At 69.8% G+C, this 23,895-nt stretch carries 27 protein-coding genes and 3 pseudogenes; 15 read left to right on the forward strand and 15 right to left on the reverse strand.

Annotation, left to right across the window (positions count from 1 at the left end; all coding sequences use genetic code 11):
* Window positions 1-125: 125 nt before the first annotated feature.
* The gene (locus V8690_RS28775; protein ID WP_003992873.1) at window positions 126-383 is read right to left on the reverse strand and encodes a WhiB family transcriptional regulator; all 258 of its coding nucleotides are present in this window, start codon (window positions 381-383) and stop codon (window positions 126-128) included.
* A 321-nt stretch (window positions 384-704) separates the two neighbouring features.
* On the reverse strand, window positions 705-1,673 hold the full coding sequence (locus tag V8690_RS28780) for a diacylglycerol kinase family protein (protein WP_338783012.1): 969 nt from the start codon (window positions 1,671-1,673) through the stop codon (window positions 705-707).
* Between the two features lie 115 nt (window positions 1,674-1,788).
* On the opposite strand from V8690_RS28780, the gene V8690_RS28785 reads away from it, so the two are divergent.
* Window positions 1,789-2,229 (forward strand): hypothetical protein, encoded by a 441-nt coding sequence (locus tag V8690_RS28785; protein ID WP_338783014.1) that lies wholly within the window; start codon window positions 1,789-1,791, stop codon window positions 2,227-2,229.
* 3 nt (window positions 2,230-2,232) lie between these two features.
* On the opposite strand, the gene V8690_RS28790 is transcribed toward V8690_RS28785, so the two are convergent.
* The 3 genes from V8690_RS28790 to V8690_RS28800 all read right to left on the reverse strand — a co-directional run bounded on the left by V8690_RS28790 (window position 2,233) and on the right by V8690_RS28800 (window position 4,330).
* Complete coding sequence (locus V8690_RS28790) at window positions 2,233-3,378, reverse strand: SigB/SigF/SigG family RNA polymerase sigma factor (protein WP_338785495.1); 1,146 nt, start codon at window positions 3,376-3,378, stop codon at window positions 2,233-2,235.
* Between the two features lie 17 nt (window positions 3,379-3,395).
* Window positions 3,396-3,809, reverse strand: a complete 414-nt coding sequence (locus V8690_RS28795; protein WP_003992877.1) for a hypothetical protein — start codon at window positions 3,807-3,809, stop codon at window positions 3,396-3,398.
* A 260-nt stretch (window positions 3,810-4,069) separates the two neighbouring features.
* Window positions 4,070-4,330 carry a UBP-type zinc finger domain-containing protein gene (locus V8690_RS28800; protein ID WP_338783016.1) on the reverse strand — a complete coding sequence of 87 codons (261 nt, stop codon included), beginning with the start codon at window positions 4,328-4,330 and terminating at the stop codon, window positions 4,070-4,072.
* A 62-nt stretch (window positions 4,331-4,392) separates the two neighbouring features.
* Here V8690_RS28800 and V8690_RS28805 point away from each other — a divergent pair, with 62 nt between their 5' ends.
* Window positions 4,393-5,991 (forward strand): Na+/H+ antiporter, encoded by a 1,599-nt coding sequence (locus V8690_RS28805; RefSeq protein WP_338783017.1) that lies wholly within the window; start codon window positions 4,393-4,395, stop codon window positions 5,989-5,991.
* Window positions 5,992-6,031: 40 nt separating this feature from the next.
* Here the strand turns inward: V8690_RS28805 and V8690_RS28810 are convergent.
* Both V8690_RS28810 and V8690_RS28815 read right to left on the reverse strand, forming a co-directional pair.
* A pseudogene (locus V8690_RS28810) lies at window positions 6,032-6,935 on the reverse strand (pyridoxal-phosphate dependent enzyme).
* A 10-nt stretch (window positions 6,936-6,945) separates the two neighbouring features.
* The gene (locus V8690_RS28815; RefSeq protein WP_338783018.1) at window positions 6,946-7,410 is read right to left on the reverse strand and encodes a DUF6010 family protein; all 465 of its coding nucleotides are present in this window, start codon (window positions 7,408-7,410) and stop codon (window positions 6,946-6,948) included.
* A 291-nt stretch (window positions 7,411-7,701) separates the two neighbouring features.
* Between V8690_RS28815 and V8690_RS28820 the strand changes: the two genes are divergently transcribed.
* The 3 genes from V8690_RS28820 to V8690_RS28830 all read left to right on the forward strand — a co-directional run bounded on the left by V8690_RS28820 (window position 7,702) and on the right by V8690_RS28830 (window position 11,336).
* On the forward strand, window positions 7,702-9,108 hold the full coding sequence (locus tag V8690_RS28820) for a family 2B encapsulin nanocompartment shell protein (protein WP_338783020.1): 1,407 nt from the start codon (window positions 7,702-7,704) through the stop codon (window positions 9,106-9,108).
* Between the two features lie 111 nt (window positions 9,109-9,219).
* Window positions 9,220-10,389, forward strand: a complete 1,170-nt coding sequence (locus V8690_RS28825; RefSeq protein WP_338783022.1) for a family 2 encapsulin nanocompartment cargo protein polyprenyl transferase — start codon at window positions 9,220-9,222, stop codon at window positions 10,387-10,389.
* 329 nt (window positions 10,390-10,718) lie between these two features.
* A complete protein-coding gene (locus V8690_RS28830; protein WP_338783024.1) occupies window positions 10,719-11,336 on the forward strand; it encodes a GNAT family N-acetyltransferase in 618 nt (205 codons plus the stop codon).
* 225 nt (window positions 11,337-11,561) lie between these two features.
* On the opposite strand, the gene V8690_RS28835 is transcribed toward V8690_RS28830, so the two are convergent.
* Window positions 11,562-12,152: a TetR family transcriptional regulator gene (locus V8690_RS28835; protein WP_338783025.1), complete on the reverse strand. Its 591-nt coding sequence runs from the start codon at window positions 12,150-12,152 to the stop codon at window positions 11,562-11,564.
* Window positions 12,153-12,264: 112 nt separating this feature from the next.
* Between V8690_RS28835 and V8690_RS28840 the strand changes: the two genes are divergently transcribed.
* From V8690_RS28840 to V8690_RS28860, 5 genes and pseudogenes are all read left to right on the forward strand, one after another.
* Window positions 12,265-12,849: a dihydrofolate reductase family protein gene (locus V8690_RS28840; protein ID WP_338783026.1), complete on the forward strand. Its 585-nt coding sequence runs from the start codon at window positions 12,265-12,267 to the stop codon at window positions 12,847-12,849.
* A gap of 26 nt (window positions 12,850-12,875) precedes the next feature.
* Window positions 12,876-13,151, forward strand: coding sequence for a hypothetical protein (locus V8690_RS28845; protein WP_338783027.1), 276 nt, complete (start codon window positions 12,876-12,878; stop codon window positions 13,149-13,151).
* Between the two features lie 124 nt (window positions 13,152-13,275).
* The gene (locus tag V8690_RS28850; RefSeq protein WP_338783028.1) at window positions 13,276-13,443 is read left to right on the forward strand and encodes a hypothetical protein; all 168 of its coding nucleotides are present in this window, start codon (window positions 13,276-13,278) and stop codon (window positions 13,441-13,443) included.
* A 59-nt stretch (window positions 13,444-13,502) separates the two neighbouring features.
* Window positions 13,503-13,815 (forward strand): annotated as a pseudogene (locus tag V8690_RS28855) (RNA polymerase sigma factor); the annotation flags it as partial.
* Between the two features lie 9 nt (window positions 13,816-13,824).
* Window positions 13,825-14,058, forward strand: a complete 234-nt coding sequence (locus V8690_RS28860; protein ID WP_338783029.1) for a hypothetical protein — start codon at window positions 13,825-13,827, stop codon at window positions 14,056-14,058.
* Here V8690_RS28860 and V8690_RS28865 read toward each other — a convergent pair.
* Window positions 14,045-14,425 (reverse strand): VOC family protein, encoded by a 381-nt coding sequence (locus V8690_RS28865; RefSeq protein WP_338783030.1) that lies wholly within the window; start codon window positions 14,423-14,425, stop codon window positions 14,045-14,047. The two genes, V8690_RS28860 and V8690_RS28865, sit on opposite strands and share 14 nt — an antisense overlap.
* Before the next feature lie 118 nt (window positions 14,426-14,543).
* Complete coding sequence (locus tag V8690_RS28870) at window positions 14,544-15,278, reverse strand: VOC family protein (RefSeq protein ID WP_338783032.1); 735 nt, start codon at window positions 15,276-15,278, stop codon at window positions 14,544-14,546.
* A 105-nt stretch (window positions 15,279-15,383) separates the two neighbouring features.
* On the opposite strand from V8690_RS28870, the gene V8690_RS28875 reads away from it, so the two are divergent.
* A complete protein-coding gene (locus V8690_RS28875) occupies window positions 15,384-16,538 on the forward strand; it encodes an inorganic phosphate transporter (RefSeq protein WP_338783034.1) in 1,155 nt (384 codons plus the stop codon).
* Window positions 16,539-16,554: 16 nt separating this feature from the next.
* A complete protein-coding gene (locus V8690_RS28880) occupies window positions 16,555-16,788 on the forward strand; it encodes a hypothetical protein (RefSeq protein WP_338783036.1) in 234 nt (77 codons plus the stop codon).
* 79 nt (window positions 16,789-16,867) lie between these two features.
* Here the strand turns inward: V8690_RS28880 and sodN are convergent, their stop codons facing one another.
* Window positions 16,868-17,263, reverse strand: coding sequence for a superoxide dismutase, Ni (sodN, locus tag V8690_RS28885; protein ID WP_010040396.1), 396 nt, complete (start codon window positions 17,261-17,263; stop codon window positions 16,868-16,870).
* 145 nt (window positions 17,264-17,408) lie between these two features.
* On the opposite strand from sodN, the pseudogene sodX reads away from it, so the two are divergent.
* Window positions 17,409-17,708 (forward strand): annotated as a pseudogene (gene sodX / locus V8690_RS28890) (nickel-type superoxide dismutase maturation protease); the annotation flags it as partial.
* Between the two features lie 17 nt (window positions 17,709-17,725).
* Here sodX and V8690_RS28895 read toward each other — a convergent pair.
* The gene (locus V8690_RS28895; protein ID WP_338783040.1) at window positions 17,726-18,385 is read right to left on the reverse strand and encodes a CGNR zinc finger domain-containing protein; all 660 of its coding nucleotides are present in this window, start codon (window positions 18,383-18,385) and stop codon (window positions 17,726-17,728) included.
* Between the two features lie 89 nt (window positions 18,386-18,474).
* Here V8690_RS28895 and V8690_RS28900 point away from each other — a divergent pair, with 89 nt between their 5' ends.
* A complete protein-coding gene (locus V8690_RS28900; RefSeq protein WP_338783042.1) occupies window positions 18,475-19,245 on the forward strand; it encodes a class I SAM-dependent methyltransferase in 771 nt (256 codons plus the stop codon).
* A 52-nt stretch (window positions 19,246-19,297) separates the two neighbouring features.
* Here the strand turns inward: V8690_RS28900 and V8690_RS28905 are convergent, their stop codons facing one another.
* From V8690_RS28905 to V8690_RS28915, 3 genes are read right to left on the reverse strand one after another with little or no spacing between them, the layout of a single operon-like run.
* Window positions 19,298-20,059, reverse strand: a complete 762-nt coding sequence (locus V8690_RS28905) for an amino acid ABC transporter ATP-binding protein (RefSeq protein ID WP_338783044.1) — start codon at window positions 20,057-20,059, stop codon at window positions 19,298-19,300.
* Entirely contained in the window at window positions 20,056-21,000 is a 945-nt protein-coding gene (locus V8690_RS28910) for an amino acid ABC transporter permease (RefSeq protein WP_338783046.1), read from the reverse strand. Before V8690_RS28910 ends, V8690_RS28905 begins: the two co-directional genes overlap by 4 nt.
* Window positions 21,001-21,032: 32 nt before the next feature.
* Window positions 21,033-21,986: an ABC transporter substrate-binding protein gene (locus V8690_RS28915; protein ID WP_338783048.1), complete on the reverse strand. Its 954-nt coding sequence runs from the start codon at window positions 21,984-21,986 to the stop codon at window positions 21,033-21,035.
* A gap of 597 nt (window positions 21,987-22,583) precedes the next feature.
* On the opposite strand from V8690_RS28915, the gene V8690_RS28920 reads away from it, so the two are divergent.
* Entirely contained in the window at window positions 22,584-23,816 is a 1,233-nt protein-coding gene (locus V8690_RS28920; RefSeq protein WP_338783049.1) for an NADP-dependent malic enzyme, read from the forward strand.
* Window positions 23,817-23,895: the final 79 nt, after the last annotated feature.

Consider the following 23,895-nt stretch of genomic DNA (forward strand, 5'->3'; position numbering starts at 1 on the left):
AGGGCTTAAAGCTCGTTGCTGCTTTGCTAAGCGCATCGGGGGAACTGCGCGCTGCGGCTCGGGGGCGGGAGATGCGTACTCGCTGTACGCGCCGCCAAGCTCAGGCTGTCAGCAGGGGTGGGTTGTCAGGCGGAGGCCTGACGGGCCCGGTTGCGGGCGGCGCGGCGCTTCATGGCGCGACGCTCGTCCTCGCTGAGACCACCCCAGACGCCGGAGTCCTGGCCGGACTCGAGCGCCCACTGCAGACACTGCTCGATCACCGGGCAGCGACGGCAGACGGCCTTGGCTTCCTCGATCTGCAGCAGCGCAGGACCGGTGTTGCCGATGGGGAAGAAGAGCTCGGGGTCTTCCTCGCGGCAAACGGCGTTGTGACGCCAGTCCATGGCTGCTACCTCTCCTTGATATTACGTGCAGGGATGCTTGTGAATGTGAACGCTTTCACGAATCCCTCAACAAGTGAAGGGCCGACCGCCAGGTTCCCTGGCGTGGGTCCTGTGAATTGAAGAGGGGTTCTGGTGATCAGTGGAGGCCGATGTTGCGGGCCGTCCCGATCGCCACGTAGAGACTCGCAAACCTCAGCGGCGGATACAACCCCTTCTGGAAAGTTTTTTTTGATTCTTCGGTGTCGACTAGGTCACAGCCGTACTTCCATGGGGTGGATCCTGGCCTAAACGTTCGAGTGAAAGGACTTTAGCCAGTTCTGCTCACACAATCACACGCAGTGCACGGCGTACGCCTGTGAACGTCACGCTTGTTCGCAGCCCCAGGTGGTCACCGTCCATCTGGAGGGGGAGTGGGGCCTTCGAATGCAAGGTGAACTCGGTCAAATCGTGCAGAGAGGTGGCGTGCTTGCCGCGAGGCCCATGCTCGGGGGATGAAGTGAGCAACTGGGTGCCATACCGGGCAACCGCCGCAGTGGACAGTCGGCTCAGACCGAAGAGGTCGAGGCCGGTATCGAACGAGGCCTTAGGTGCCGCGTAGATCGGGCGATTCCCCAGAAACGTCCACGGGGAGGTGTTCGAGACTATGGACAGCACCAGATCGGTGACCGGATCCTCGCCGACCCGCTCCAGCGTGATCGTGCCGTGCCGGCGGTTCGGCTCGCCGAGGAGTTGGCGCACGACCTGGCGTACGTAAAGAGCGTGTGTGGATTTCCGGCCGCGCTCGCGATGCTGCTCCACCCGGCCGACCACACCGGCGTCGAAGCCGAGCCCCGCGTTGAACGTGAACCAGCGGGAGGGCACCGCCTCGTCCTCCGTGCCCGGCGTGCCGGAGGTCAGGCCCAGGCCGACGGTGCGTTCGCTGCCGTCGCGCAGGGCGTCCAGCAGAGCCCCGGTGGCTTCCACCGCGTCGTTGGGCAGGCCCAGGGCGCGGGCGAAAACATTGGTGGAGCCGCCCGGGACCACGGCGAGGCGGGGAAGGTGTCCCGGGGCGGGGCCGGCGTGCAGGAGGCCGTTGACCACCTCGTTGACCGTGCCGTCGCCGCCGAGGGCCACCACCAGGTCGATGTCGTCGCTGTCCGCCGCGTGCCGGCCGAGGTCGCGCGCGTGGCCGCGGTACTCGGTGGTGACCGCTTCCAGCTTCATCTCGCTGGCGAGCGCGTGGATCAGTACGTCGCGTGTGCGCGCACTTGTGGTGGTTGCCGCCGGGTTGACCACGAGAAGTGCACGCATGACTGGCAGCGTACCTACTGGGGGGTACCGGGCCCATACCGAGGTAGGGATCAGGTAAGAGGGCGGGAGTGAACCTCGCCATGAGGGGCGCGTGGACGAGGACTACTCTTCAGGGGTGAGCAGTGAGCAGACCCCCACCACCCCGGACATCACCGGCCCCCGCCCGCGGCGGCTGACGTACGCCGCGCTGCTGGCCGCACTGGAGGGGCTGGCGCTGGTCGTCGGCGGTGTCTGGATGCTCGTCCTCGGCATCACCGGTGAGCCGGACGACCGGCAGCAGGCCGTGACCGGGGGTGTCACGCTCGTCGTGCTCGCGCTGCTGCCGCTGCTCGCCGCGCGCGGGCTGCTCGGGCGCCGCAGCTGGAGCCGCGGCCCGGCCGTCATCACCCAGCTCATGGCGCTGCCGGTGGCCTACAACCTGCTCCAGGCCGACAGCATGGCCATTCCGGCCGGGATCGCCCTCGCGGTCGTGGCCGTCGCGGCGCTCGTCCTGCTCGTGAACCCCGAGACGACCCGGGCCCTCGGGATCCGCGGGCCCGGCAACGTGGAGAAGTAGCCGTCACTCCTCGACGAGGAGCTTCTCCCGGAGCTGCGCCAGTGTGCGCGCCAGCAGCCGCGAGACGTGCATCTGTGAGATGCCGACCTCCTGCGCGATCTGTGACTGGGTCATGTTGCCGAAGAACCGCAGCAGCAGGATCCGCTTCTCGCGTGGCGGGAGGTCCTCCAGCAGCGGCTTGAGGGACTCCCGGTACTCGACGCCCTCCAGCGCCTCGTCCTCCGCGCCGAGGGTGTCCGCGACCGCCGGGGACTCGTCGTCAGTGTCGGGGACGTCCAGGGACAGCGTGGAGTACGCGTTGGCGGACTCCAGGCCCTCCAGGACCTCCTCCTCCGAGATCGCCAGCTTCTCGGCGAGCTCGTGGACCGTGGGGGAGCGGCCGTGCAGCTGCGAGAGCTCGGCCGTGGCCGTGGTCAGCGACAGGCGCAGCTCCTGGAGCCGACGCGGGACGCGCACCGCCCATCCCTTGTCGCGGAAGTGCCGCTTGATCTCGCCGACGACGGTCGGGGTCGCGTAGGTGGAGAACTCCACGCCGCGGTCAGGGTCGAAGCGGTCGACCGACTTGATCAGCCCGATCGTGGCGACCTGGGTGAGGTCGTCGAGCGGCTCGCCGCGGTTGCGGAAGCGTCGCGCGAGATGCTCCACGAGCGGCAGGTGCATACGGACCAGCTGGTTGCGCAGCTCCGCGTACTCGGGACTGCCGCTGCTCAGGGTGCGCAGTTTGAGGAACATCTCGCGCGCCCCGCTGCGGTCCGGGGAGCCGTGCTGCGCGCCCTGTGCGTGGTGTGCGCGTGGCGCTTCGTCCTCGGAGTGTCGCTCGTGCTCGCTCATCGTCCCGCCCGTCGCCCTTCCCCGAGCCCTCGCCTCCTCCGCCACTCCCGACTGCGCGCGAGTGGGGGGACCCCCCTGGGCAGGAGATGCCGCGATCCCTCCGCCCGGAGGCGCGCTCCGCACGGCATCGTCCCGGTCCGGCCGCCCGCCGCCCGGGAGGACGGCCCCCGCGGAGTCGTCCTCGGGATGCGGGCGGGCCTGCTCGGGGATGCCGTCGATGCCGTCCGCCATGCGCCGCGTGCCGATGGGCGCCGTACTCGCGCCTGCGCCCGTGCCCTCGGCCGGCAGCTCTCGTGTGCCGCGCTCTTCGTCCCGCACCGGCCCGTCCTCGTTCCTCACGCCGGCCCGGGTCCCGCGCCGCGCTGTTTGTAGAGGCTGATCGAAACGGTTTTGTCCTTGTCCACGGCGGAGGAGACCTTGCCCGCGAGAGCGGACAGGACCGTCCAGGCGAAGGTGTCCCGCGAGGGGGCATGACCATCCGTGGTCGGCGCCGAGACGGTGACCTCGAGTGAGTCGTCGACGAGGCGGAAGACACAGCTGAGCACGGAGCCGGGCACGGCCTGCTGAAGCAGGATCGCGCAGGCCTCGTCCACCGCGATGCGCAGGTCCTCGATCTCGTCGAGGGTGAAGTCCAAACGGGCCGCGAGACCGGCCGTGGCCGTACGCAGCACCGACAGGTAGGCACCCGCGGCCGGCAGCCGGACTTCCACGAAGTCCTGCGTCGCGGGCTCGCCTGCGATCTGGGACACCCTCACCTCCATGGTGGTACAAGTGTTTCAGGGCCGAGGGTCGCCCCCCGGGATAACGCGATACATGGTTCAGCGGTGACGCTACCGCGCTCTCAACGGTCCTGTCCCCGGGACCCCAACCCCTTGCCGTCACTCACAGTAAACCTGTGGATACGCTCCGTGTCTAGAGGTTCTGCGGGCCCAAAAGGGAAGAGCGTGCGCCGGGTTGACGTACCCAGACGTCAGACGGTCGAACCGTCCCGCGCCGGGGTCCTGTCGAGTCACACCAGGACATGATCGACGAAGCACCAGCGCCAGGTCTCCCCGGGCTCATGGGTCCGCATCACGGGATGCCCGGACTCCTTGTGGTGCTCCGCTGCGTGCCGCCCCGGCGAGGAGTCGCAGCAGCCGACGTGACCGCAGCTCAGGCACAGCCGCAGTTGCACCGGGTCCATGCCCTCCGCCAGGCACTCCGGACACGTCTCGCAGAGCGGAACGGGCTCGGGGTGCGGCAGCGCGTCGGCATGCGTGCACTGTTTCATGATTGCCAGGTTACGGCGGTCGCGCGGAAGACCGCGTGGAAAAAAGAGGGCGGGCGGGGACGATGGACGTGATGCCACTGCTGTTGCTGGTGGCGGGCAGCGCCGCGATCGCCGCGGTGGCCAGGCGCACACCGGTGCCGGCGCCGTTGTTGCTGGTGGCGGTCGCGCTGGCGGTCAGTTCTCTGCCCGGAGTGCCGGACTACACCCTCGACCCGCACATCGTCCTGCCGCTCATCCTGCCCCCGCTGTTGCACACGGCCGCCACCGACAGTTCGTACCTCGACCTGCGGGCGCAGCTGCGGCCGGTCGCGCTGTTGTCCGTCGGGTACGTGCTGTTCGCGACCTTCGTCGTCGGCTGGGCCCTGTACCTGATCGTGCCGGGCCTGCCGCTGACCGCGGCCCTGGTCTTCGGCGCGGTGGTGGCGCCGCCGGACGCGGTCGCGGCGACGGCCGTGGCCCGCCGCATCGGGCTGCCGTCGCGGATCACCACGATCCTCCAGGGCGAGTCCCTGCTGAACGACGCCACCGCGATCACCGCCTACCGGGTGGCCCTGGCCGCCGCCGTCGGCGAGGGCGCGACCTGGGCCGGGGGCATCGGCGAGTTCTTGCTCGCCGCGGTCGGCGGCGTCGTGGCCGGGCTCGTGCTGATGGCGCCGATCCACTGGCTGCGCACGCACGTGAAGGAGGCGCTGTTTCACAACACGCTCTCCCTGCTGACCCCGTTCGTCGCGTACGCCGTCGCCGAGCAGGTGCACGCCTCCGGTGTCCTCGCGGTCGTGGTCGTCGCGCTCTGCCTGGGACACCGCGCGTGGGAGGTCGACTTCGCCACGCGCCTCCAGGAGGAGGCGGTGTGGAAGATGGTCGCCTTCGTCCTGGAGTCGGCGGTGTTCGCGCTGATCGGACTTCAGTTGCCGGTGGTGCTGAGAGGCCTCGGGGAGCACGAGGGCGTCCTGGCCGCCTGGTACGCGGTCGCCGTCTTCCTGGTGGTCGTCGTGACCCGGTTCGTGTGGGTGTACCCGGCGACCTTCCTGCCGCGGCTGCTGTCGGCCCGGATCCGGGAGCGGGAGGCGAGCCCGAACTGGAAGGGGCCGTTCGTCGTCGCGTGGGCCGGTATGCGGGGCGTGGTCTCCCTCGCCATCGCCTTCTCGGTCCCGCTCACCCTGCATGACGGCGCGGAGCCCTTCCCGCACCGCAACCTCATCCTCTTCCTGACCTTCACGACGGTCATCGGGACGCTGGTCGTGCAGGGCCTGACCCTGCCCCCGCTGATCCGTCTGCTGAAGTTCCCCGGGCGGGACACACAAGCCGAGACACTGGCCGAGGCCAACGCCCAGGCGCAGGCCTCCCGGGCCGCCGAACGGCGCCTGGACGAACTCCTCGCCGACGAGCGCAACGCCCTGCCCGCGCCGCTCGCCGACCGGCTCCGCACCGTGCTGGAGCGCCGCCGCAACGCCGTCTGGGAACGGCTCGGCCAGGTCAACCCGGTCACCGGGGAGTCCGTCGACGACACCTACCGGCGGCTGTCGCGGGAGATGATCAGCGCCGAGCGCGAGGTGTTCGTCAAGCTCCGGGACGCCCGGTACATCGACGACGAGATGCTGCGGACGCTGCTGCGCAGGCTGGACCTGGAAGAAGCGGCGGCCTTCCGGGAGAGGGCGTAGGGGCGGGAGAGGGCGGACGGCACGGACGCGCTGCCGGGCGTCACGGGAAGGGACGGCCGGTGATCACGGCCGCCACCGTCGTCCCGCGTGGGAAGGCGCCTTCGCCGGCCAGGGCGACGAGTCCGTACAGCAGCTTGGCGACGTACAGGCGTTCGACGGGCAGTCCGTGACGGTGCTCGAAGTCCGCGGCGAAGGTGTCGAGCTCGTCGGGCACGCGCGCGTAGCCGCCGAAGTGGAAGCGGTCGTCGAGGCTCCAGGTGCCGCGCGGGCCGCCGAAGGCCTGATGCTGCAAGGCCCTGACGTCGGCGGCCAGGAAGCCGCCCTTGAGGACCGCGACACCCAGGGCACGTTGCCCAGGGGCGAGTCCGGCGGCCAGTCCGGCCAGTGTGCCGCCGGTGCCGCAGGCCACGGCGACGACATCCGCCCGGTCGTGCAGTTCGGCGCCGAGCGCCCGGCAGCTGCGTACGGCCTCCGCGTTGCTGCCGCCCTCGGGGACGACGTACGCCTCGTCGGCGTCCGCCGCGCGCAGGATCGCGGCCAGGGTCCGCGGCTCGGACGTGCGGCGGTACGTCGCTCTGTCGACGAAGTGCAGCCGCATGCCGTTGGCCGTACAGCGGGTCAGCGAGGGGTTGAGGGGCCTGGCCAGCTCCTCGCCGCGTACGACGCCGACCGTGGGAATGCCGAGCAGGCCAGGCCGCGGCCATGGCGCGCAGGTGGTTGGAGTAGGCGCCGCCGAAGGTGACGACGGTACGGCCGGCCGCCGCCGCGAGGTTCGGCGCCAGCTTGCGCCACTTGTTGCCGATCAGCTCCGGGTGGATCAGGTCGTCCCGCTTCAGCACCAGCCGGACGCCGTGGCGCTCGAACCGGTCGTCCGCGGCCTCCTGTACCGGCGAGGGCAGCCGCGGGCGCAGTGCGGCGAATCCGGGGGTGTCGGGGCTGGTCACCGGGCCATTGTCACCCGGGGGTGGGAGAGGGGGCTTCGTGGCTGACACCTTCCCGCGGGCCCGGGCCGGGCTGCGGCTGCCCGGACCGACGACGGTCGCGTACGAGGTCGATGAGCGAGGGGCCGCCCCGCAGGCACCAGATGGCGATCACCGGGTCGCAGACCGCGCAGCCCAGGGAGGAGGTGTGGGCGAAGGGGATGATCGGATGGCCCTTGACGTGGTGGACGATGTCCCACGCCGTGTGCAGCAGCCAGCCGATGCCGATCCACGTCCACGACTCCAGGCCGCGGAAGGCGACGTAGGTGAGCAGAGCGGTGAAGGGGAACTCCCAGCCGCCCATGCCGCCGCCGCTGAGGTACGCCGCGCCGGCACCGGCGACCATGACCGCGTTCAGGCGCCGCCGGTGCGGTTCGGGCACGAGGGACATCAACAGGGCGTAGAGGATGCCGATGCCGATCGGCGCGATGTACTGCATGGATGGGCCGTCTCCGGAGTCGGTGGAAGGAACGGCTCACCACGCTAGGTCCGGTCCCGCACGCTCCCCAGCGGCATTACCGACAGGTTCCCACGGGTTGTCGCCAGCCGCCGGAGCCCGCCCGCGCCGCCCGCGAACCCCGGAAGGGCAGGCCCTCCTGCCCAGTTATACGAAGATCCATTCCCGCTCTTTCGTGTAATAGCACTGCGGCGCCACATGGGGAAGGCTTGTGCGCGCACATCGATGCCCGAGGCATATGGGCGTCGGTCACAACCGGGAGGGCAGTTCTCTATGTCGGTAGGCGAAGAGGTCCGCACGGAGCAGACCAAGCCGCAGCAGAGTCTCGGCACGGCGGCCGCGCGGAACCTGGCCACCACGACCAAGTCCGTGCCGCAGATGCAGGAGATCAGTTCCCGCTGGCTGCTGCGCATGCTGCCCTGGGTGGACATCCAGGGTGGTACGTACCGGGTGAACCGGCGACTGACGTTCGCCGTCGGTGACGGCCGGATCACGTTCGTGAAAACCGGCGACCGCGTCGAGATCATCCCCGCGGAACTGGGCGAACTGCCGGCGCTGCGGTCGTACGAGGACCAGGAGGTGCTCTCCGAGATCGCCCGGCGCTGCGAGCAACGGGAGTTCGCCGCTGGCGAGGTGATCGCCTCGTTCGGCAGCCAGACCGACGAGGTGTACCTGCTGGCGCACGGCAGGGTGGAGAAGATCGGCACGGGCCCGTACGGCGACGACGAGTCCCTCGGAGTCCTCGCCGACGGCGCCTACCTCGGCGACGAGGCCCTGCTGAACGAGGACGCCATCTGGGAGTACACGGCCCGCGCGCTCACCGCGTGCACCGTGCTCGTCCTGTCCCGCCAGGACGTCGAGCAGATCGCGGAGCGCTCGGACTCGCTGCGCGAGCACCTCCAGCAGTGCCGCTCGATCCCCGAGCAGCGCTCCAACAAGTACGGCGAGAAGGAGATCGACCTCGCCTCCGGCCACTCCGGTGAGCCGGACATCCCGCACACCTTCGTCGACTACGAGGCCAGGCCCCGTGAGTACGAACTGAGCGTCGCCCAGACCGTCCTGCGCATCCACACGCGCGTGGCCGACCTGTACAACCAGCCCATGAACCAGACCGAGCAGCAGATCCGGCTGACGGTCGAGGCGCTGAAGGAGCGCCAGGAGCACGAGCTCATCAACAACCGCGACTTCGGCCTCCTGCACAACTGCGAGTACGACCAGCGCATCCAGCCGCACGACGGCGTGCCGAGCCCGGACGACCTGGACGAACTGCTCAGCAGGCGCCGCGGCACCAAACTGCTCCTCGCCCACCCGCGCGCGATCGCCGCGATCGGCCGTGAGCTCAACAAGCGAGGGCTCGTCCCCGAGACCATCGACATGGCCGGCAACCGCATCCCCACCTGGCGCGGGGTGCCGATCTTCCCGTGCAACAAGATCCCGGTGACCCAGGAGCGGACGACGTCGATCATCGCCATGCGTACCGGCGAGAGCGACCAGGGCGTCATCGGCCTGCGGGCCTCCGGCATCCCGGACGAGATCGAGCCGAGCCTGTCGGTGCGCTTCATGGGCATCAACGAACAGGCCATCATCAAGTACCTGGTCACGGCCTACTACTCGGCCGCGGTCCTGGTACCGGATGCGCTCGGCGTCCTGGAGAACGTCGAGATCGGCCGCTGGCGGTGACGCTTCCGGTACGCCGGCCGTGTCCGCGCCCGGCAGCGCGGGTACACCCTCGGGGTACGCGCCCAGCGGCAGCGGAAGCGCCATCGTCCGCTCAGTCTCCGAGGCGGTCCCATGGGTGAGTCCCTTACGGAGTTCAGGACGGAGACGACGCTGCCCGCCCCCGGCGGGCAGCGCGGTACCGAGCCCGGGCACGCGGCCGGGGCACCGGAAAGGCGGAGGCCCATCGGGACACAGCGGGACGGCCGGCCGGGACCGGCCGAGGGGCACGAGGCGGTCATGTTCCTGGAGCGGGCCCGGGCGGAGGTCGACCCGGTCCTGCGGGACGTGCTCGGCTCGCTCCCCGGGCCGATGCGCCGGATCGCGCTCTACCACTTCGGCTGGGAGCAGGCGGACGGCACACCGGCCGAGGGCGGCTCGGGCAAGGCGATCCGGCCCGCGCTCGTCCTCGCCGCGGCGGCCGCGCTCGGCGGACCCGAGGCACGGGCGGCGGCGGTCCGGGCGGCTGCGGCGGTGGAGCTGGTCCACAACTTCACGTTGCTGCACGACGACGTGATGGACCGGGACACCACCCGCCGGCACCGGCCCACCGTATGGACCGTGTTCGGCGACCCCGACGCGATTCTCGCCGGGGACGCCCTCCAGGCGCTGGCCATGCGGCTGCTCGCCGAGGACCCGCATCCGGCGGCCCCGGCCGCCACCGCCCGGCTCGCGGACTGCGTGGTCGAACTGTGCGCGGGACAGCACGCGGACACGGCCATGGAGCAGCGCGGTCCCGGCGAGGTCACGCTCGACGAGGTGCTCGCCATGGCGGAGGCCAAGACGGGCGCACTGCTGGGCAGCGCCTGTGCGATCGGCGGGCTGTACGCGGGTGCCGGGAACGCGGAAGTGGCGGCGCTGGACGCGTTCGGCCGGGAGGCCGGGCTCGCCTTCCAGCTCATCGACGACGTCATCGGCATATGGGGCGACCCACGCCGCACCGGCAAGCCCGTCGGCGCGGACCTGGCCGCCCGCAAGAAGTCCCTGCCGGTCGTGGCGGCCTTCGCCTCCGGCACGCCGGCGGCCGCGGAACTCGCCGAACTGTACGCACGACCCAGCGAGAAGGAGGACCTCGACCACATCGCTCTGACCGTGGAGCGGGCGGGCGGCCGTGACTGGGCGCAGAACCAGGCGGCCGACCGGATGGCAGGGGCTTTGCAGCAACTGTCACGCGCAGTGCCGGACCCGGAGGCGGCGGGCGGTCTGCTGGCCCTCGCCGAGTTCGTGACACGGCGCAGCAGCTGACGACCGGCGGAGCGGAAATCGGCGGTCGGCGACGGCCGACGGTGCGGCGACCGGCCGTCGGCAGCACCTGACGGACCTTCGGATGACCGAAGGGCAGGACCCCGGATGCCGGGGCCGTGCGGCTCCTGACTCCGTACGGCCCCGGGCCTCCGGTTCAGGCGGGTCCCGCACTGCCCCACTGTGTGCGGGATCCGCTCTCTACGGCCGGTGATGACAGGCGCTTTGGGCAACTGTTCGATGAAATCCCGCCAAGCTCACGCCCCGCTCGCCGGGACGGCCCCCAACCGCCCTACGATCAACGCCCGTCGGGACGAGCGAAGGGGCGGGACATGGGTGTGGCGATCCGGACGGCGGGCGAGGAGGACCGGGAGCTGGTCGTCCGGCTGCTGGACGAGGCGTTCCAGGACGACCCCGTGAGCGGCTGGGTCTTCCCCGGGGCGGAGGATCGTCGTGCCAAGCATCCCGGGCTCATGGCCGCCTTCACCGACATCGTGCTCGCGGCCGGGCGCATCGACCTCACCGAGGACGGTTCGGCCTGTGCGCTGTGGCTGTCCATGCCGGCCGACGACCATGACGGCGACGCGGCGGACGACGGTCCGGCCCAGCTGCGTCAGGCCGTCGACCCGGACAACGAACGCGTCGAGGCGATCGGCCGGCTGACCGCCGCCATCCACCCCTCCGGGCGGGCCCACGAGTACCTGTGGATGCTCGGGGTGGCCCCCGGCCGCCAGGGCGAGGGCCTCGGCACGGCGCTCATCGAGTCGGTCCTCGACCGTTGCGACCGCGACGGGCTGCCCGCCTACCTGGAGGCGAGCAACGCCCGCAGCCGCAAGCTCTACGAGCGCCTCGGCTTCGAGCTCGCCGGCCCGGCGCTCGACCTCCCGGAGGGCGGCCCGACCATGTGGCCGATGTGGCGCGAGCCCCGCACCGCCGAGACCGCGTCCTGATCTTTTCGTCCGCGTCCGGCGCCACTGTGCCCTGGCTCTGTCTGGCCCTCCGGTCGGCCTTGGCGGAGCCTCGCACTGATGAGGCCGCGTCCTGGCCTTCTCTGCCCGCGTCCGGCCCGACTGGGCGCTGGCTCCGTCCGGCCCTCCGTCCGGCCTAGGCCTCTCCCGCCGGCCTGGCCCACCCGCCGGCACGGGTTCCGCCCCTTCGTCCGGCCCTGCCTTCTCCTACCCCTCCGGCAACACAGTCGCCACGATCCGTTCCACCAGCCCGTCCGGGACGCTCACTCCGGGCAGTACGCCCGCCAGGACGCCCGGGAGGGTCAGATGCTCCAGGAGCAGGCCGAGCATGGCCAGGTACAGCACGGCGACGGACTCGTCGCCGCCGGGCAGGCCGGCCGTCCGGTGGAACTCCATGGCCTCCTCCAGGTCACCACGCACGGACTTGGTGTAGGAGGCGAGCAGTCCTGGACGCCGGGTGGCCTCCAGGCGCAGCTCCATGAGGGCCAGATAGCCCGTGCGGTCGCGTGTCGCGCGGGCCATGAGGTCGTACATGAAGGCCGTGACCAGTGAGCGGTCCTTGGGGCGGGTCATCAGCTCGGCGACCACGTCGGGGTCGGGCGCGAGCCTTGCGTGCAGCCGGGTGTCGATCTGGTGCAGCAGGTCGGCCCGGTCGGTGAAGTAGTTGGAGGCCGTGCCCACGGGCACGCCGGCCTCCGCGTCCACCGCGCGGAACGTCAGCCCGCGCGCTCCCTGGCGCGCGAGCACCTCGACGCCGGCGTCGACGAGCGCGGCCCGGCGCTCGGGATTGCTGACCATGTGGAGTCCCTTCTCCCACTTTCGACGGTTCGCCGATACTCCCTTGCAACCACTACATCAGAAGTACTACAACTGAAGTCATTGCATCGGCAGCCTACGAAAAGAGACCGGCTTGCGAAAGCTCACGTACTTCATCGCCTGTTCCATCGACGGTTTCATCGGCGACCCGGGCGGAGACGCGACGTCGATGCTCCGCTTCCTCGACGAGGAGTTCCTCGCCTTCCTGAAGACGGAGTATCCGGAAACCGCGGCCACCCATGGCCGTCGGGCCCTCGGCTTCGACGACCTGCCGAACAAGCGGTTCGACACCGTCGTCCAGGGCCGCGGCAGCTACGAGCTCGCCCTGAAGGAGGGCATCACCAGCCCCTATGCCCACCTGCGCGAGTACGTCGCCTCCAGCACGCTCAAGGAATCACCCGACCCGAACGTCGAGATCATCGCGGACGACCTGGTCGGAAAGGTCCGCGAGCTGAAGGCCGAGGCCGGAGAGCTCGGCATCTACCTGTGCGGCGGCTCCAGGATCGCGGGAGAGCTGCTCGACGAGATCGACGAACTCGTCATCAAGACCTACCCGCTCGTGTACGGCGCGGGCATGCCGATGTTCGGCTCCGCAATCGCGATCTCGGATTTCGCTCTGGAGTCGGTGCGTACCTTCGGCAACGGCGTGCTGGTGCGCACGTACAGCAGGAAGCGTTGAAGCCCCGACCGGCCTACCCTGAGGACATGGGCAGCCAAGGACACGTCTGTCCGACTTGCGGACAGCCAGTGGAAACAGTCGTCCGGCGTCACAAGACGCTGGGCGCGTGGGTCCCGCGCTGGGTGCCGGGTCCCTGCCGCAACCCCGAGTGCGCGGCCTACGACGCGGAGGGGGCCGAGAGCGGCCACGCCGGCGAGGACACCCGGACCGCGGCCAAGCCCCGGTCCGCCGAAACCACCGCCCCACCCGCGACGACCCCGCCCGAAGACGCCCCTGGAGAAACCGTCGTGGGAAATTCCTGAGCTCGTGTCGAGCATCCCGGCCCGGCTCCGACGTCCCTGAAGAGAGCCGCCCACCAGGGCAGTGAGAGCCGAAGGGGCGGACTGATGAAGTGCCTGGTCATGGTGCGGTGACGACGGCAAGGCGGTGATCACCGACGGCCCGTACAGCGAGACCGAGAAGCCGGCCGGCTACTGGGTCCTGGAGTGCGAGGGCCTGGAGCGGGTCACCGAGATCGCCGAGCACGCCCGGTGCCCCCAGCCGGCACGGCGCCCCCGACTACCCGGTCGTGATGACGGCTCCGGGGACATCTGAGGGCCGGGTGACGCCGATGGGCGCGCCGGTGGGGAACACACCCGCGGCGGCCCCCACGCCTGGGCCTGTACGACGTGCTCGTCCGCCGGGTCCCCGGCCCGGTCGAACGCCTCAACCGCGGTTGCCGTTGCCATGGTCCACGGCCCGCACGCCGGCCTGACCGAACTGAACGGTCCCGCCGGCGAGTTGAAGGGGCACCGTGTGAACGCCGTACGGGGCGCCTCCTGGAGCGCGCGGGCGACCCGAAGCCGCCCGTGCCGCCCGCGAGCCGCCCGTGCCGCCCGTGCCGCCTGCGAGTCGGTGGCCGCGCAGACCCTCGGCCTGCCCGAGCAGCGCTATGTGCAGGCGCGGGCCGAGCGGTTGAGGGACTAGCGTGGAGGCATGAGAATGACGGGGGAGCGGCGTCGCAGGGTGTGGCGCTGTGTGGTGATCGTGTGGGCGCTGGTGGTGGCCGTCGCGGGCGGGCTGACGCTGTGGATGCAGGACGCGACGGAGCCTCAGGGGCCGTACGTCTGGGAGAAGACGAAGCCCAACGAGACACCGGATTTGCCGCCCTGCCCGACGCCCGAGGATGGCCGAGCCGTCCTGTGCGCGTACGCAGTCACAGGGGGTTGAGACGGGCCTTGAGCAGGCAGAACTCATTGCCTTCGGGGTCGGCCAGGACATGCCACGACTCCTCGCCTGTCTGGCCGATGTCGGCCGGGCGCGCGCCGAGCTTCAGTAGGCGTTCGAGTTCGGCGTCCTGATCGCGGTCGGTGGCGTTGACGTCGATGTGCAGCCGGGACTTCCCCTTCTCCGGCTCATCCCTGCGACTGAGGACGATCGTCGGCTGCGGGCCGCCGAACCCTTCGCGCGGCCCGATCTCGATGCAGTCGTCCCCTTCGCGATCGAGCACGACGAAGTCCAGGACCTCGCACCAGAACCGGGCCAGCAACTCGGGGTCCCGGCAACCGAGTACGAGCTCACTGATACGACATGCCATGAACGAAACCTGCCCTCAGCCTGGGATTTGCCGGGGAGGCCACACACGACCTCATGGCTCCCAGCAGTGAATGACAATTCCGCGACCGTACCGGACGAGGCGAGCACGGGCGGAGGATTTAGCCGCGCAGCCTGCCCGTCTCCGGGTTCCGGGTCGTCAGGCAGTACGTGCCGCCCGCCGGGTCGCGCAGCACCGTCCAGCCCGAGAAGCCGGCCACGAACACGGCCCCGAGCTCCTCGTGCCACGCCCGGGTCGCCGCGACGTCCGCGCATGCGAGGTCGAGGTGGGCGGATGCCGGGCGTTCCTCGTCGAGGCGTTGCAGGAGCAGGCGTACCGGCAGGCCGGGCGGCGGCTCGACCACGTGGAATTCCGGCAGCGAACCGGGCCGTGGCGTCCAGTCGGCCAGCAGTCCGCTCCAGAAGGCGACTTCGGCGTCGTAGGCGGACGGCGGCACGTCCACGCACACCTGGTCGAGACGGCTGCCCCGCACCATCCGCGGCCGCGACGATTGCCCGCGCCAAGGGTCCGCGCAGAACAACTGCCCGCCGGGCGACCGCAGTACGACGAGCGACCCGAGGTCGGCCACCACGCTCGCGCCGAGCCGCATCGCCGAGTCGGCGAACTCCCTCACGTCGTCCACACAGAAGTCGAGATGCGCACCGCCGTCCCCCGATCGCACCGCCTGGGCCTTCAGACAGGCGTCGGCGTCGTCCGGGACCAGCGTGACGAACTCCGAGTCGTCTCCGCGCGGTTCGGAGAGCCGGGTGTCCGTGACCGCCGTCCAGAAGTCACATGCGGTGCCGAAGGCCTCGCGAGGGCGGTCGATGAAGGCGTACGTCCAGCGGATCCCCATGGGCGCGATCATAGAGGGGCGACGTCACCGCCACCCGCGTGAACCTTGACCAGCCTTTGCATCGCCGTTCCCCGCCTATTGGCCTGCACTTGTTTGCATTCAGGAATGGACCACATCACGTTCCTCGTGGCGGTCGTCATCGTGACGGCGCTCGCCTTCGACTTCACCAACGGATTCCACGACACGGCGAACGCGATGGCCACGTCCATCGCCACCGGCGCACTCGCTCCCCGTACGGCGGTCCTGATCAGCGGTGTCCTCAACGTGGCCGGTGCCTTTCTGTCCACGGAGGTCGCCAAGACCATCTCGGGCGGCATCGTGGACGACACCCTCGTCAGCCCGGGGATGATCTTCGCGGGCCTGGTCGGGGCGATCCTGTGGAACCTGCTGACCTGGCTGGTCGGATTGCCGTCGAGTTCCTCGCACGCCCTGTTCGGCGGGCTGATCGGGGCCGTGTGGGTCGGGGCGGGCAGCCATGGCGTCCACTTCGACAAGGTCGTCGAGAAGGTGCTGGTCCCGGCGGTGGCCTCACCGGTCGTGGCCGGTGGCGCCGCGCTGCTGGCCACCTACCTCGCCTACCGGCTCACCGATCGCGCCCGCAAGGACTCCGTGACCAAGGGCTTCCGGATCGGTCAGATCGCCTCGGCCTCGCTGGTCTCCCTCGCCCACGGCACGAACGACGCGCAGAAAACCATGGGCGTCATCACCCTCACCTTGATCTCGGTCGGCGCGCTCGGCCACGACGCCGGCCCGCCCCTGTGGGTGATCGCGTCCGCGGGCCTCGCCATCGGCCTCGGCACCTATCTCGGCGGCTGGCGCATCATCCGCACCATGGGCAAGGGCCTCACCGAGATCCAGTCGCCGCAGGGCTTCGCCGCCGAGACCGCCTCCACCACCGTCATCCTGAGCTCCGCTCACCTCGGTTTCGCCCTGTCCACCACCCAGGTCGCCTCGGGCAGCATCCTCGGCGCGGGTCTCGGCCGCAGGCTCGCGGAGGTCCGCTGGGCCGTCGCGGGCCGCATGGCGCTCGCGTGGCTGATCACGCTGCCCGCCGCCGCCCTGGTCGGCGGACTGGCCGCAAGCGTGGTCCAGAGCGGCGGTGACCTCGGTACGGCGGTCGTCGCCCTGGTCGGCGCGGCCCTCGCCGTGGGCATCGTGGTCGTCTCGCGCCGCAACCCGGTGCACGCGCACAACGTCAACGACGCACACGAGGTCACCATCCGCACCGAGCCGCCCGCCAAGGTCGGCACGGCCGCCTGAACGTCGGGGAGTCGACATGCATCTGGACTGGACCGCACTCGGCCAGGTCACCGCGGTGAGCATCGGCGTCACCGTCGCCGTGGTCGCCGTCTTCGCCCTCGGCGTCCTCGGCCTCGCCCAACTGGAGGGCGCCCGCGAACAGCAGGGCCGCACCTTTGCCCTCGGCATCGCCCAGGCGGCGTTGTGCTTCCTCGCCTGCGCGGTCGTGGTGGCGTACGGCATCTTCCTGATCGTCCCGCAGTTCCACTGACCGGCACCGACCGCCACCCCATGACGAAGGGGCCCGGCCGGGGTTCTCCCGGCCGGGCCCCTTCGTTTGCCCTGAAACTTCAGGCCTTCTTGGTCTCCCAGAAGATCTTGTCGATCTGGGCGATGTAGTCCAGCGCCTTCTGGCCGGTCGCCGGGTCGGTCGAACCCTTGGCGGCCGAGAGGGCCTTGAGGGTGTCGTTGACCAGCTGGTGCAGCTCGGGGTACTTCTCGAAGTGCGGCGGCTTGAAGTAGTCGCTCCACAGCACGGACACGTGGTGCTTCGCGAGCTCCGCGCGCTGCTCCTTGATGGTGGTGGCACGCGCCTGGAAGTGCGGGTCGTCGTTGCCGGCCATCTTCTCCTGGATGGCCTTCACCGACTCAGCCTCGATGCGGGCCTGGGCGGGGTCGTACACACCGCAGGGAAGGTCGCAGTGTGCGCTGACCTTGACCTTGGGGGCAAACAGGCGGGAAAGCATGGAGCATTCCTTCCTCGTGATCGTCTTCTCACAGGGGACATTACTCCGTGAGGGACGGCTTTTCGCGAGTGCCCCCATGGGCTTAGGACAAAAGTCCGGGGTGAGACTGAGACTGGTGGACGAAGAACCGGGGAGGTGCCGGGTGATGCCGGAGCTGTCGCAGGAGTCCGAGCGGGGTAGGTCGGCCGCGCCCTTCGGGGTGGCCGAGGTGACCGGTCCGTCCATGGTGCCCACGCTGTACCACGGGGACCGGCTCCTGGTGCACTACGGGTCCCGGATCAAGCCCGGCGACGTCGTGGTGCTGCGGCACCCCTTCCAGCAGGACCTGCTGGTCGTCAAGCGGATCGCCCAGCGGCGCGAGAACGGCTGGTGGGTGCTCGGGGACAACGCGTACGCCGGAGGCGACAGCACCGACTACGGCGTCGTGCCCGACGACCTGGTGCTGGGGCGGGTCCGGTTCCGCTACCGGCCGCGCAGGTCCGATCGGCGTTCGCCCTGGGCGCTGCTCGGCTGGGCGCTGTCGGCCGCCAGGCCCGTCTTCTCGGGCAGGTCGGGCCGGGCGGCTTCGAGGCGTTTGCGCGCGCGGTAGGCCGCCACGTTGGCGCGGGTCGCGCAGCGGTCGGAGCAGTAACGCCGGGAGCGGTTGGTGGAGGTGTCCAGGTAGGCGTTGCGGCAGGGCGCGGCCTCGCACAGGCCGAGCCGGTCCACGCCGTACTCGGTCAGGTGGAACGCCAGCCCCATCGCCGCGATCGCCGCGTAGCCCGCGGTCGCGTTGGACGGGTGGTCCGCCAGGTGCATGTGCCACAGGGGGCGGCCGTCGTCGTCGCGGAAGTCGTGCCCGGAGATCTGCGGGCTCACCGGGAACTCCAGCAGCAGCGAGTTCAGCAGGTCCACGGCGAGCGTCTCGTCGCCCTTGTCGGCCGCCTCGAAGACCGCGCGCAGCCGGGCCCTGACCGAGCGGAAGCGGGTGACGTCCGCGTCGGTGGCGCGGCGGGCCGCCGACTGGTTGACGCCGAACAGGTCACGGACCGCCTCGACCGACGTCAGGGTGTCCGTGCCCCGGGCCGGCTCCTCGGTGTTGACGAGGCGCACGGCATAGTCCGAGTAATAGGCCAGTTCCACTTGTAGTCCTTACGGAGGGGCTTTATCGTCGTGAGCGCGCACTCGTAACAGCTGATGGTGCTTCCAGGGTATTACGAGGGAGGGGCTCGATGACGGACGCGGACATCACCACGACCACCGCCGACTGGCAGGCCTGGCAGGAGAGCTGGGACCGGCAGCAGGAGTGGTACCTGCCCGACCGCGAGGAGCGGTTCCGGATCATGCTCGACATGGTGGAGGCCCTCGTGGGCACCGCCCCGCGCGTGCTCGACCTCGCCTGCGGCACGGGGAGCATCACCGCCCGGCTGCTCGCCCGGTTCCCGGAGGCAACCAGCACCGGCGTCGACCTCGACCCCGCGCTCCTCGCCATCGCCGAGGGCACGTTCGCGGGCGACGAGCGGGTCAGCCTCGTCACGGCCGACCTCAAGGACCCCGACTGGCCGGCGAAGCTGCCGTACGACTCGTACGACGCCGTCCTGACCGCGACGGCCCTGCACTGGCTGCACCGGGAACCCCTCGCGGACCTCTACGGCCAGGTCGCGGGAGTGGTCCGCGACGGCGGTGTCTTCATGAACGCGGACCATATGATCGACGAGACGACGCCCCGGATCAACGCCGCCGAGCGGGTACAGCGGCACGCCCGTATGGATCAGGCCAAGCGGGACGGCATCCTCGACTGGTCGCAGTGGTGGCAGCTCGCCGCCAAGGACCCGGTCCTCGCGGAGCCCACGGCCAGCCGCTACGAGATCTACGGCGAACACGCGGACGGCGACATGCCGTCGGCGGCGTGGCACGCGCGCGTGCTGCGCGAGAAGGGATTCGGCGAGGCCAGGCCGGTGTGGTGCTCGCCCTCGGACACCCTGTTGCTCGCCCTGAAGTAGCACGCCGAGGGGGCGGTACGGAGTTCCCGTACCGCCCCCTCGCCGTGTGAAGTCAGAGCACCTTGGACAGGAACGACTTCGTCCGCTCGTGTTGCGGGTTCGTCAGCACCTCGCGCGGGTGGCCGGATTCGACCACCACACCGCCGTCCATGAAGACCAGGCTGTCGCCCACTTCGCGGGCGAAGCCCATCTCGTGGGTGACCACGATCATCGTCATGCCGGACTCGGCGAGGTCGCGCATGACGTCCAGGACGTCACCGACCAGCTCCGGGTCGAGTGCCGACGTCGGCTCGTCGAACAGCATCAGCTTCGGGTCCATGGCGAGGGCCCGCGCGATGGCGACGCGCTGCTGCTGGCCGCCGGAGAGCTGCGAGGGGTAGCTGCCCGCCTTGTCGGCCAGGCCCACCCGGTCCAGGAGCTCCAGGGCGCGCTGCCGGGCCTGGCTCCTGCTCACGCCCTTGACCTGGACCGGCGCCTCCATGATGTTCTCCACGGCCGTCATGTGCGGGAACAGGTTGAAGCGCTGGAAGACCATGCCGATGTCCCGGCGCTTGAGGGCGACCTCGCTGTCCTTGAGCTCGTAGAGCTTGTCGCCCTTCTGGCGGTAGCCGACCAGCTCCCCGTCCACGTACAGGCGGCCGGCGTTGATCTTCTCCAGGTGGTTGATGCACCGGAGGAAGGTCGACTTGCCGGAGCCGGAGGGGCCGATGAGGCAGAACACCTCGCCGGACTTCACCTCCAGGTCGATGCCCTTGAGGACCTCTACGGGACCGAAGGACTTGTGGACGCCTTCGGCCTTGACCATGGCAGTCATGCGGTACCTCCCGCCGACGGACGGTTCGACAGGGACAGCAGGTTGGCCTTGATCTTCTGGAACGGGGTGTCCGGGAGCGACCGGCTCGAACCACGCGCGTAGTACCGCTCCAGGTAGTACTGGCCGACGCTGAAGACCGAGGTCAGCAGCAGGTACCAGGCCGCCGCCAGGAACAGCATCTCGGCCGGCGCACCCGAGGTCTGGCCGATGTCCTGGGCCACGCGGAACAACTCGGAGTACTGGACGACCGAGACCAGCGAGGTCGTCTTCAGCATGTTGATGACCTCGTTGCCCGTCGGCGGCACGATCACGCGCATCGCCTGCGGGATGACGATCCGGCGCAGCGTCTTGGCGTGGCTCATGCCCAGCGCGTGCGACGCCTCGGTCTGGCCCTCGTCGACCGAGAGCAGACCGGCCCGGCAGATCTCCGCCATGTACGCGGCCTCGTTGAGACCGAGGCCCAGCAGCGCCGTCAGGAACGGGGTCATGAAGTCCGACCACTCGTCCTTGTAGAACGGCCCGAGGTTGATGTACTCGAAGACCAGGCCCAGGTTGAACCAGACCACCAGCTGCACCAGGACCGGGGTACCGCGGAAGAACCAGATGTAGAACCACGAGATCGCCGAGGTCACCGGGTTCTTCGACAGGCGCATCACGGCCAGCATGATGCCGCCGACGATGCCGATCACCATGGACAGGACGGTGATCAGGAGGGTCCTGCCCACACCCTGAAGGACACGGTCGTCGAAGAAGTAGTCCGGGATCGCGTCCCAGTTGATCTTGCCCTGGGAGAACGCGTAGACGACCCCGACCAGCAGGGCGATGGCGACGACGGCGGAGACGTACCGCCCGTAGTGCCGGACAGGGATGGCCTTGATGGCCTCCGGTCCGGCCGGGGGCGTGTCGGCCGGGCCCGTCGTCTTGTCGATGTCAACAGTCACGGGTGTTGCCTTTCAGTGCCGCTGTGCCGCGGTCACTTGCCGCCGTTGATGGTGGCTTCCTTGATGGCGCCGTCCGTGACGCCCCACTTCTTCATGATCTTCTCGTACTCGCCGTTCTTGATGATCGCGTCCAGCGCGGCCTTGAGGGCGTCCCGCAGCTGCGTCTGGTTCTTGGCGACCGCGATGCCGTACGGAGCGGCCTCGACCTGCTCGCCGACCAGCTGGAAGTCCTTGCCGCCGCCGGAGGTCTTCACGGCGTACGCGGCGACCGGGAAGTCGGACGAGCCGGCGTCGGCGCCGCCCGCGCGCAGGCGGGTCTGGGCCTGCTGGTCGTTGTCGAAGGACTCGATGGCGATCTTCTTGCCGGCCGGGCACTTCTTCGACTCCGCCTTGGCGAGGTCCTCGGAGACCGTGCCGCGCTGCAGCACGATCTTCTTGCCGCACAGGTCGGACCAGGTCTTGATGCCCTGGTCGTCGCCCTTCTTGGTGTAGATCGACACACCGGCGGTGAAGTAGTCGACGAAGTCGACGCCCTCACCGACCTTCTTGCCGGTGTCGGAGTCGATGCCCTCCTGGCGGTCCTTGGTGTCGGTCATCGCGGACATGGCGATGTCGTACCGCTTTGAGCGCAGACCGGTGATCAGCGTGTCGAAGGTGCCGTTCTCGAACTGGAAGTCGACGCCGAGCTGCTTGCCCATGGCGGCCGCGAGGTCCGGGTCGATGCCGACCACCTTGCCGGAGCTGTCCTTGAACTCGACCGGTGCGTACGCGATGTCCGAACCGACCTTGATGACGCCCTTGTCGCGGATCGACTTCGGCAGCTTGTCGGCGAGCGGGGCCGCGGTCGTCGCGGTCTCGCCCGAGCCGGTGTCCTTGGTCTGGTCACCGCATCCGGTGAGCATCAGCGCGCCTGCGACCGCGATCGCACCGACCGCTGCTAGCCGGGAGTGCGCGGCGGTCGTACGACGGGTGGAGCTTGCGGTCATGGTGGGTTCCTCCGGCGGATGGGTGGAGTTGCCGATGGGGCGGAGCGCTGCCGACGGTGCCGACAGTGCCGTGGGTCGACGAGAACACACGTCTTCGAGTGTCGCGACCTCGTGTGATTACGGCATCTTGCCATTCGGACTGCGCCATTCTGGGGGCCAGCCATGTCAAAATCGGATAACGGGCGACCCCCGAACCGCACCACTCCGGTACATCACGGCCGGACCTTCTGCGGAAATCACTCCTTCCGGCGGGAAGATCTTCGGTATTGCCCGGGAATCCGATACGGGGTCCGAAGGATTCGCCGACACTTGAGCGGTTGTCGATGGTTTGTCCAGCCCTTGTCCCGATTTTGGACGAAGAGTCAGGGCGCCCGTGTGTGACCTTCGCGTTATGGACTCGTCGTCGGCGCCGTCCGTCCGGTAAGAAGGGTCTTCACACCCCTCATCCGGGGCTCAGGGCGCGTGTGCGGCGCGCCCGTCGCGTACGCGCCCGTACGTATCACGTACACAGCACGACCACGGCGGTACGCGGTCCCGCCCACGCCTCACCAGGAGTGGCCACCCTCAAACCAATGAAGATTTAAGGGGTAAAACGAAGTGGCAGCGGAGATCGTCAATCCTCGCAGCGAGAGCACGACGGACCATACGGGTCACGAGGGCGGTGCGGAGCCCCTCGACTCCTTCGATCCGGCGTTCGCGCTCCACCGCGGCGGCAAGATGGCCGTGCAGGCCACGGTGCCGGTCCGTGACAAGGACGACCTGTCCCTGGCCTACACGCCCGGCGTCGCGAAGGTGTGCAGCGCGATCGCGGAGCAGCCGGAGCTCGTGCACGACTACACGTGGAAGTCGTCGGTCGTGGCCGTCGTGACGGACGGTACGGCCGTGCTGGGCCTCGGTGACATCGGGCCCGAGGCCTCCCTCCCGGTGATGGAGGGCAAGGCGATTCTGTTCAAGCAGTTCGGCGGCGTGGACGCGGTGCCGATCGCGCTGAACTGCACGGACGTCGACGAGATCGTCGAGACGGTGGTGCGGCTCGCGCCGTCGTTCGGCGGGGTCAATCTGGAGGACATCTCGGCGCCGCGGTGCTTCGAGATCGAGCGGAAGCTCCAGGAGCGGCTGGACATTCCCGTCTTCCACGACGACCAGCACGGTACGGCGGTGGTGACGCTGGCGGCCCTGCGGAACGCCGCGCGGCTGAGCAAGCGGGCGCTGGGGGATCTGCGGGCCGTCATCTCCGGTGCCGGTGCGGCAGGTGTCGCCATCGCGAAGATGCTGGTCGAGGCCGGGATCGGGGATGTCGCGGTGGCCGACCGCAAGGGTGTCGTGTCGGTGGACCGGGACGATCTGACTCCGGTGAAGCGGGAGCTGGCCGGGTTCACGAACAAGGCGGGCATCAGCGGGTCGCTGGAGGCGGCGCTGGCCGGGGCCGATGTGTTCATCGGGGTGTCCGGCGGGACGGTGCCGGAGGACGCGGTGGCGTCGATGGCCGAAGGGGCGTTCGTTTTCGCCATGGCGAATCCGAATCCCGAGGTGCACCCCGAGGTCGCGCACAAGTACGCGGCCGTGGTGGCTACCGGGCGGTCGGACTTCCCGAACCAGATCAACAACGTGCTGGCGTTCCCGGGGATCTTCGCGGGTGCCTTGCAGGTGCGGGCGTCGCGGATCACCGAGGGGATGAAGCTGGCTGCCGCGGAGGCGCTGGCGGGTGTGGTCGGGGACGACCTCGCGGCCGACTACGTCATCCCGTCGCCGTTCGACGAGCGGGTCGCGCCGGCGGTGACGGCCGCGGTGGCGGCGGCTGCGCGGGCTGAGGGTGTGGCCCGGCGCTGACCTGTTGTGAGGTGGCCCTGCCCGGTTGGGCGGGGCCACTTTTTTTGCCTTCAGGTGCGGCTGTTCGGGTGGTGTGGGG

This window comes from Streptomyces sp. DG1A-41, from assembly GCF_037055355.1.
Classification (GTDB): domain Bacteria; phylum Actinomycetota; class Actinomycetes; order Streptomycetales; family Streptomycetaceae; genus Streptomyces.